At 68.3% G+C, this 6,905-nt stretch carries 8 protein-coding genes and 1 other RNA gene; 4 read left to right on the top strand and 5 right to left on the bottom strand.

Translation table 11 applies throughout. The features are described from left to right. The 5 genes from ACILQR_RS14815 to ACILQR_RS14795 form a co-directional block, all read right to left on the bottom strand. On the bottom strand, positions 1-317 hold a 317-nt coding region (locus ACILQR_RS14815), incomplete at its 3' end, for an aminotransferase class I/II-fold pyridoxal phosphate-dependent enzyme (RefSeq protein WP_395652155.1). Between the two features lie 128 nt (positions 318-445). After that, on the bottom strand, positions 446-1,609 hold the full coding sequence (locus ACILQR_RS14810; protein ID WP_395652154.1) for a sialidase family protein: 1,164 nt from the start codon (positions 1,607-1,609) through the stop codon (positions 446-448). 8 nt (positions 1,610-1,617) lie between these two features. Next, complete coding sequence (locus ACILQR_RS14805) at positions 1,618-2,379, bottom strand: class I SAM-dependent methyltransferase (RefSeq protein WP_395652153.1); 762 nt, start codon at positions 2,377-2,379, stop codon at positions 1,618-1,620. Between the two features lie 66 nt (positions 2,380-2,445). Then, positions 2,446-3,228, bottom strand: coding sequence for a class I SAM-dependent methyltransferase (locus tag ACILQR_RS14800; RefSeq protein WP_395652152.1), 783 nt, complete (start codon positions 3,226-3,228; stop codon positions 2,446-2,448). Positions 3,229-4,023: 795 nt separating this feature from the next. Further along, a complete protein-coding gene (locus tag ACILQR_RS14795) occupies positions 4,024-5,097 on the bottom strand; it encodes an Mrp/NBP35 family ATP-binding protein (RefSeq protein ID WP_395652151.1) in 1,074 nt (357 codons plus the stop codon). A gap of 68 nt (positions 5,098-5,165) precedes the next feature. Between ACILQR_RS14795 and miaA the strand changes: the two genes are divergently transcribed. From miaA to ssrA, 4 genes are all read left to right on the top strand, one after another. Further along, positions 5,166-6,035 (top strand): tRNA (adenosine(37)-N6)-dimethylallyltransferase MiaA, encoded by an 870-nt coding sequence (miaA, locus tag ACILQR_RS14790; RefSeq protein WP_395652150.1) that lies wholly within the window; start codon positions 5,166-5,168, stop codon positions 6,033-6,035. A 62-nt stretch (positions 6,036-6,097) separates the two neighbouring features. Then, positions 6,098-6,445, top strand: coding sequence for a glycine zipper 2TM domain-containing protein (locus ACILQR_RS14785; RefSeq protein ID WP_395652149.1), 348 nt, complete (start codon positions 6,098-6,100; stop codon positions 6,443-6,445). Continuing rightward, on the top strand, positions 6,446-6,631 hold the full coding sequence (locus tag ACILQR_RS14780; RefSeq protein ID WP_271144456.1) for a hypothetical protein: 186 nt from the start codon (positions 6,446-6,448) through the stop codon (positions 6,629-6,631). Between the two features lie 8 nt (positions 6,632-6,639). After that, positions 6,640-6,905, top strand: a transfer-messenger RNA (tmRNA) gene (gene ssrA, locus ACILQR_RS14775); the annotation flags it as partial.

Here is a 6,905-nt window from a genome sequence, read left to right as displayed (position 1 = left end):
TGGTGCCAGCTGGCCAGTTCGGCTTCCAGATCGACGGCCGACCGTGTCGTGCCCGAGATGTTGCGGGTGCCCCCGGCCCCGGCGCCCACGGCGTCGATCTCGGCCTGCATGGCTTCGAGCACCGCCGGATGCTGGCCCATGCCGAGGTAGTCGTTCGAGCACCAGATGACGACGTCCTGCTCGGTCCCGTCGTCACGACGACGTACGGCGCGGGGGAACTGGCCGCGGACGCGTTTCAGGTCGGCGAAGACGCGATAGCGACCTTCGCCCTTGACCTGGTCGACTGCAGATTCGAATGCGGCCTTGTAGTCGAACACCTTGGGCGATCTTTCGGAGAGCGATCTTTCGCGCGCAAAAAACGTGGCGGGTCTTTGCGCCGATTGGCGCTTTCTGTCCACGAATCCGCAAGGACAAAACGCCGCAAACCCTTAATTGATAACGGTTCTCAATATCGTTCCAACGCAGAGAGCGGAACGCGCGTGACCTGCACGTCCTCCTTGTTCTCGGCATAGCCGACCCACAGGAAGCCGTTCCACACCACGCTCTTGGGATAGTGATAGCCCGGACGCTTGTAGCGCCCCTCGTGCCGCAGCGGCTGTAAGTCACCGGTCCCGCGCAGCAGGAAGGATCGGTCGAACGTCGACCCGTCTGCGCTCGTGGTGATCGCCAGTGGTACTCTCAGCCGGTCGTCGTTCGGTGCGTTGACCAGATAGGCGGTTCCGTCCGGCAGGTTTCCTGCACTCTGCTTGGCCCGGGCGTCGGGCATGTCCGTCAGCACCGGCGTGGTCCAGGTCAGTCCTCGATCGCAACTACGCGCGGCCAGTTGGCGAAAGCTCAGGTCCTCATCGCGCAAGACCATGACGATGCAGTCGCCCTGCCGGAACAGGCTGGGCTCGATCTCGCGGCTCAGTCGCCCCTCGTGGACCGGGGCACCCGGGGGCGGCGGGGTCCGTTGCAGATGCGTCATGGCCCCCAGCCGCCAGCCCGAGACCGCGAGCGGATCGTCCGTATGGGCCGGGGTCGCGATCATGCCGGGCCGCATGTGAAAGGCACCGTGGACCCGGCCGTCGATCTCGCGCGGATCCTGTTCGATCACGCCATCGACCGGCTGACCGTCCGCCCCCCTGACCGGGGCCCTTTCGCTCCAGACCTCGCCGTCAAGACTGGTCAGGTATTCGACGCGGCCGCCGTCGCCGGTCTGAAATCCCGTGGGCCAGACGTTGACGAAGGCCACCAGGGTTTCGCCGTCCGTCTTCCAGCCACCCGACGACACCATGGTCCCGCCGGTTCCGGCGGGTGCCAGCAGACGCGGCAAGCTCCAGTGCTCGCCGTCCTCGCTGACCGCGAACATCACATGGGTGTCGGGCGAATCCTCGTCCCGTGCCGAGGCCTGCCACTGGGCGAACAGGCGGCCCTTGAAGCCGATGAGGACGACGCCGTTGGAGAACTGATCCCCCGTCGTTCCGGGTGCGAAGACGGTGTAGGTCTCAGTCCCCGGTGCGGGGATCAGGCCGAGGTCGGGCGCGGTCTGGTCGAACAGGCCCGGCGCTACGGCATAGGGTGGGTCCTGAACCGCCGGTGTCGCCAGCGCCAGAACGATTGCGAACATGCCGCCGATCACGCCGGCTTCTTGAACCGCAGCACGAACTGGCTGGTCTGGCCCCGGATCGCCGCGTCGAAAACGTTGGCGGTCAGGGGATCGGTGGTGTTGGCCAGGATGTCGCTTTCGCTGTCCAGCACGAAGCCGGCGGCCTGAACCTCGGCCTTCACTGCCTCGATGTCGATGCGGTGCAGGGTGTTGGTCGCGGCAAGACCGCTGCCTGCCGCCGCATGGTGGTCGATGATGACATAGAGGCCTCCGGGCTTGAGCGCCGCGAAGGCCGCCGCATTGACACTGGTCGCCGTATCCGCGCCGAAGAGCGTCAGATGAAGGTCGTGATAGTTCTGGGCGGTGAAGACCAGATCAAGCCCCGAGGGAAACGCCGGCGCGGCGATCGGCGAACTGACGGCGGCGACGTTCGGGAGGGCGTCGATGGCGGCCAGGCTGGCGGCGTAGTTGGGGTCGAACTTCAGGAACTCGTCGGGTTGCCACCCCGTGACCATGCCTTGCGGACCCACGGCAGCCGCGAAGGCGCGGGTGAAGAATCCGCCGCCGATGATCATGTCGGCGATCTTCTGGCCCCGCATGACCTGGGCGAAGGCCAGGGTTTCGGCCGTGTGGCGGGCCGCGTCGCGGGCGCGGTCCTCGGCCGAACGGACCGGGTCAGCGAGGGCCGCGGCATAGGATGCAGGTGTCGGAGCGGTCTGGGCGGACACGGCACCGCCGAGGCCAGTGGCCAGCACCGCGATCGACGCGGCCAGGATCAGTGAGCGACGCATGAAACCCTCCCTCATCGGCGCCGGACTGCGCCCTTGCCCCAGTCTACGTCGGATGGGCGACGATTGTTACCCGGGCTTCCTGAAGCGATAGACGAACTGGTCGCTCTTGCCCCGGATGGCTTCGTCGAACACCGACAGGGAGTGGTCGTCGTCGGGGTTGGCCACCGCCGTGGTCTCGCCGTCGAATATGAAGCCGGCCGCCTCGACCTGGGCGCGCAGGGCCGAGCCCTCGATCCGGTGCAGGGTACCGACCACGGACGTCCCCGCGCCCGGCGCGGCCTGGTGATCCAGGATGACATAGAGGCCGCCGGGCTTGAGCGCGGCGAACACCTGGGCGTTCATCCTGGCGACATCGACGTTGAAGCGGGGGATGACGAAGTCGTGGTATTCCTGGCCCATGAACACCACGTCGAGCGGCTCGGGGAAGGTCATGACGTTCAGGTCGCCGGTGATCCGGTTCACGTTCGGATAGGCGGCCGCCAAGGCGTCGCCGAAGGCGTTCTCGCGCGCCGCCGTCTGGTTCGGCACGAAGGCATAGACCCGACCGGCCCCGCCCACCGCACGGGCGAACAGCCGGGTGAAATAGCCTTCCTCGGGCCGGATGTCGGCGATCCGGTCGCCTTCGTCGATCTGGGCAAAGGCCAGCATTTCGGCCGGATGACGCAGGGGATCGCGCTCGACCTCGCTCGCGGGGCGCAGCGGATCGGCGATGGCGGCGGCGTAGGGATCGGCCGGCCGGGCGGCCGCGGCCTCGTCGGCCGTGGCCACGGTCTCCATGCCTGCGGCCATGCATCCGGACAGAGCCAGGGCACCGACGGCGCAGGCGGCGAGGAGAAGCTTGGTGTTCATGGCGATGTCCCGATCGGTTCCGACCGACAAGCTACGCCTTAAGGCGGGAAAGGATGCAATGGCTTAGGTGGTGGGTCGTGGTTCGTGATTTGTGATTTGTGGTTCGTGGTCGTCGCATCTCCTACGCACGCCGGTGGCAGCCGACAGGAGCCCGGTGCCAGACGCAGCAACCACTAATCACAAATCACAGACCACTCGTCACACACGCCTCTTCGCCCTCACGCGCCGATGCGCTGAAGCGATGGGAAGGGCCGGCAGAGCGTCCGGGCCTCCGCCCGGAATGGGGGTAGTGGTTACCGTTTCGGCGAAAGACAGACGCTCCGCGTGCGTGGTTTTCCAGGAGCTGTACGGCTCGGTCTCCCGAACCAGCGGGGGTATTCGCCCCTTGCCGCTACCGCGCCCCCGGCGGGAAGGTGATGCCCTTGCAGCATCGTCCCCTGAACGATCCGACTACCTGCGCCGGACCCTTTGCACGGCCGGCGACACCGCCCCCGATCCCCCCGGGCGCCGCGCCCAGCCTCCCGAGGGGTGCCGGCTTCGGAGCTCGCCAAGGCTGACCGGAGACGAGGCCTCGACCGCCCCGCTCCACACACCCCCGCCGCAACAAGATCGCAAGGCCTTGCGCCCTTCCCCGCGACGGGACGAAGGGCAGTATAGCCGCGTGGGATACCTGTGCGGGTTTGGGGGGGTCAGAAATCTGCAATCCCTTATGCGGCAAGGGATTGGACGGCCGAAGTTTGAAAGTTGGAGGGGTTGGGCCAGCCAAACCCTTCCCCCGCAAGGGGGGAAGGACGTTCAGGCCGCCACAGCCTGTGCAATGACTGCAAACCGCGAAGCGGCAGCACCGTCGGGATTCGCAATCACCACCGGCACTCCGGCGTCCCCGCCCTCGCGCACGGCAGCGTCCAACGGCAGGTCGCCGAGGTAGGGGATGCCCAGTCTGACTGCCTCAGCCTCGGCGCCGCCGCGACCGAAGACGTCGCCGGACATGTTCTCGATCAGGCCCAGGGTCGGGACGCCGACCCTGGTGAACATCGTGTGGGCACGGCGGGCGTCGGCGAGGGCGACTTCCTGAGGGGTCGAGACGATCACGACGCCGTCGAGGGGCGTCTTCTGGATCAGGGTCAGCTGGATGTCGCCGGTGCCGGGGGGCATGTCGACGACCAGGATGTCCAGCGGGGCCTGTTCCGTGCCCCAGCGGGTCTGGGTCAGCATCTGGGTCAGGGCCTGGGAGGCCATGGGGCCGCGCCACATCATGGCGTCGTCGGCCTTGGTCAGGAAGCCGACGGACATGGCCTTCAGGCCGTGGGCCAGATGCGGCTCGATCATCCCGTCGACGTAGTCCGGCTTTCCCGACAGGGCGAGCATGGTCGGGATGGACGGGCCGTGGACGTCGGCGTCGAGGATGCCGACGCTCAGTCCCCGCGCGGCCAGGGCGCAGGCCAGGTTGACCGCGACGGTGGACTTGCCGACGCCGCCCTTGCCGCTGGCCACGGCGATGACGCGGCGGACGTGGGCGGGGCGGTCAGTCGGGACGGGGGCCCGGGGCCGGCCCTGTTCGACGGCGGCGGGCGACAGGCTGGCACCGCGTCGTGGGCGCGCGGCGGGCGCGGACTCGGCGGTCAGGATGACCGAGACCCTGGTCATGCCGGGCATGGCCCTGAGCGCGGCCTCGGCGGCGTCCCTGACGGGGGCATAGAGGGCGGTGTCGGAGGGGGCGACCTCGATCACGAAGCCGGCGCGGTCGGCGGCGACGGTCAGACCCTGTGCCACGCCCGACGCGACCAGACCCCGGCCAGATTTCGGATCGGGGATGGCGTCAAGGACAGCGACGACGGCGTCTTTGGTCAGGGGGGCGGGGTCGGTCATGCGCACTCAGGCTTGCAGGCGGGGTCGGGGACTTCTATCGCCCGCACAGACCGCCCGCGAGTACGCATTTGCCCGATCGCCAGATCACATTGATCGCCGGCCCGACCGCCTCGGGCAAGTCGCGGCTGGCGCTCGACATGGCCGCCCGAACAGGCGCGGTCATCATCAACGCCGACAGCCAGCAGCTGTACGCCGATCTGAGGGTGCTGAGCGCAAGGCCCTCGGTCGAAGACGAGGCGGCGGCTGAGCACCGGCTGTACGGAGTGGCCGACGCGGCCGACGCCTGGTCGGTGGGGCGGTGGTCGCGGGCCGTACTGGAGATCCTGGCGGAGCTGAAGTCGCAGAAGCGACCGGCCCTGATCGTCGGCGGAACGGGACTGTACTTTACCGCCCTGACCAAGGGGCTGGCCGACATCCCCGAGGTGCCCCCTGCCGCGCGCGAGGAGGCGATGGCATTGTACGACACCGAGGGGGAGGCGGCGTTCCGGCTGAGGCTGACGGCGCTGGATCCGCCTGCGGAGGCTTCGATCGCGCCGGGGGACCGGCAACGGTTGACGCGGGCATATGCCGTGGGGCGGGCGACGACGCGGTCGCTGTCGGACTGGCAGGCGTCCACCCATCCCCTGCTGGCGCGCGAGACCTATCATCCGCTGGTGGTCGAGCCGGAACGGCCGGACCTTTATGCCCGGTGCGACGCGCGGGTCGGGGCCATGGTCGAACAGGGGGCGCTGGACGAGGTTCGGGCGCTGGTGGCACGGGGCCTCGACCCTGCCCTGCCCGCGATGAAGGCCGTGGGGGTGCGGGAGTTCGCAGGGCATCTGAGGGGTGAGACGACGCTGGATCAGGCTATGACCGCCGCGCGCCAGGCGACGCGGAACTATGCCAAGCGGCAGCTGACCTGGTTCCGCAACCAGACACCGGACTGGCCCCGGGCCTGAGACGCGCCGGAACGACACCGACCCCGCAGGTGTTTGCTCTGCACAGGGTTGTGGAGGGTTCGATGAAGAAACGATTTTTGGCAGTGGCGGCCTTGATGGTCGGTGGCCTGGCCAGTGCCGGGTGCGCGACGACGGACGGCTATGCCTCGGCATGCGAGCGCGATTATGCCTACAACCGGGACCGGGCGACGGCGTCGGGGGCCCTGTTGGGCGCAGCGGCGGGCGCGGCGACTGCGGGACCCGGCGACCGGGAGCGCGGCGCGGCGATCGGGGCGGCGATCGGCGGTCTGCTGGGTCGCGAGCTGTCAGCCGAGGACGATCCCTGCGGCTATGGCTTCGGCGGGTACAATCGCGATGGTCGCTATGGTCGCGAACGGGTCTTCTGGCAGGAAAACGGAAGGCGCTGGTAGATGAACGAGCACGAGATCGACGACCACGGCCTGACGCCCGGCGACCCGGCGGACCCGGCATTCGGCCAGCACCACGATGCGACCCTGTGTCCCGAATGCGAGGGGGTGGGATCGCTGACCACCGGCGAGACCTGTCCCGTCTGCGAGGGCACGGGCAAGGCGACGGGGCGGACCGGTGGGGGCTGATCGCGGTGCCCCTTGGAACCTGAGACCGGAGCGCCTATATTGATCGTGCCGGGGCTTGCCCCGGATATGGCGATAAACGCGCTTGTAATAAGCGGACCGGACCCGGGTGCGATTCCCGGCGGCTCCACCAATCGCTCCTCGTTTTCGGGGGAGATGCGGGGCCGACTAGCATCGACGGACGTGTAAAGAAGACTGCTTTCGCTCGTCCTGGCCCACCGTATCGGGCCATTTTCTAACTGCGAACGATAACTTCGCTGGAGAAGTCCGCCTCGCC

Origin of the sequence: Brevundimonas sp., assembly GCF_044239655.1 — a bacterium.
GTDB lineage: Bacteria > Pseudomonadota > Alphaproteobacteria > Caulobacterales > Caulobacteraceae > Brevundimonas.
This window is presented reverse-complemented; position numbering and strand designations above follow the sequence as displayed.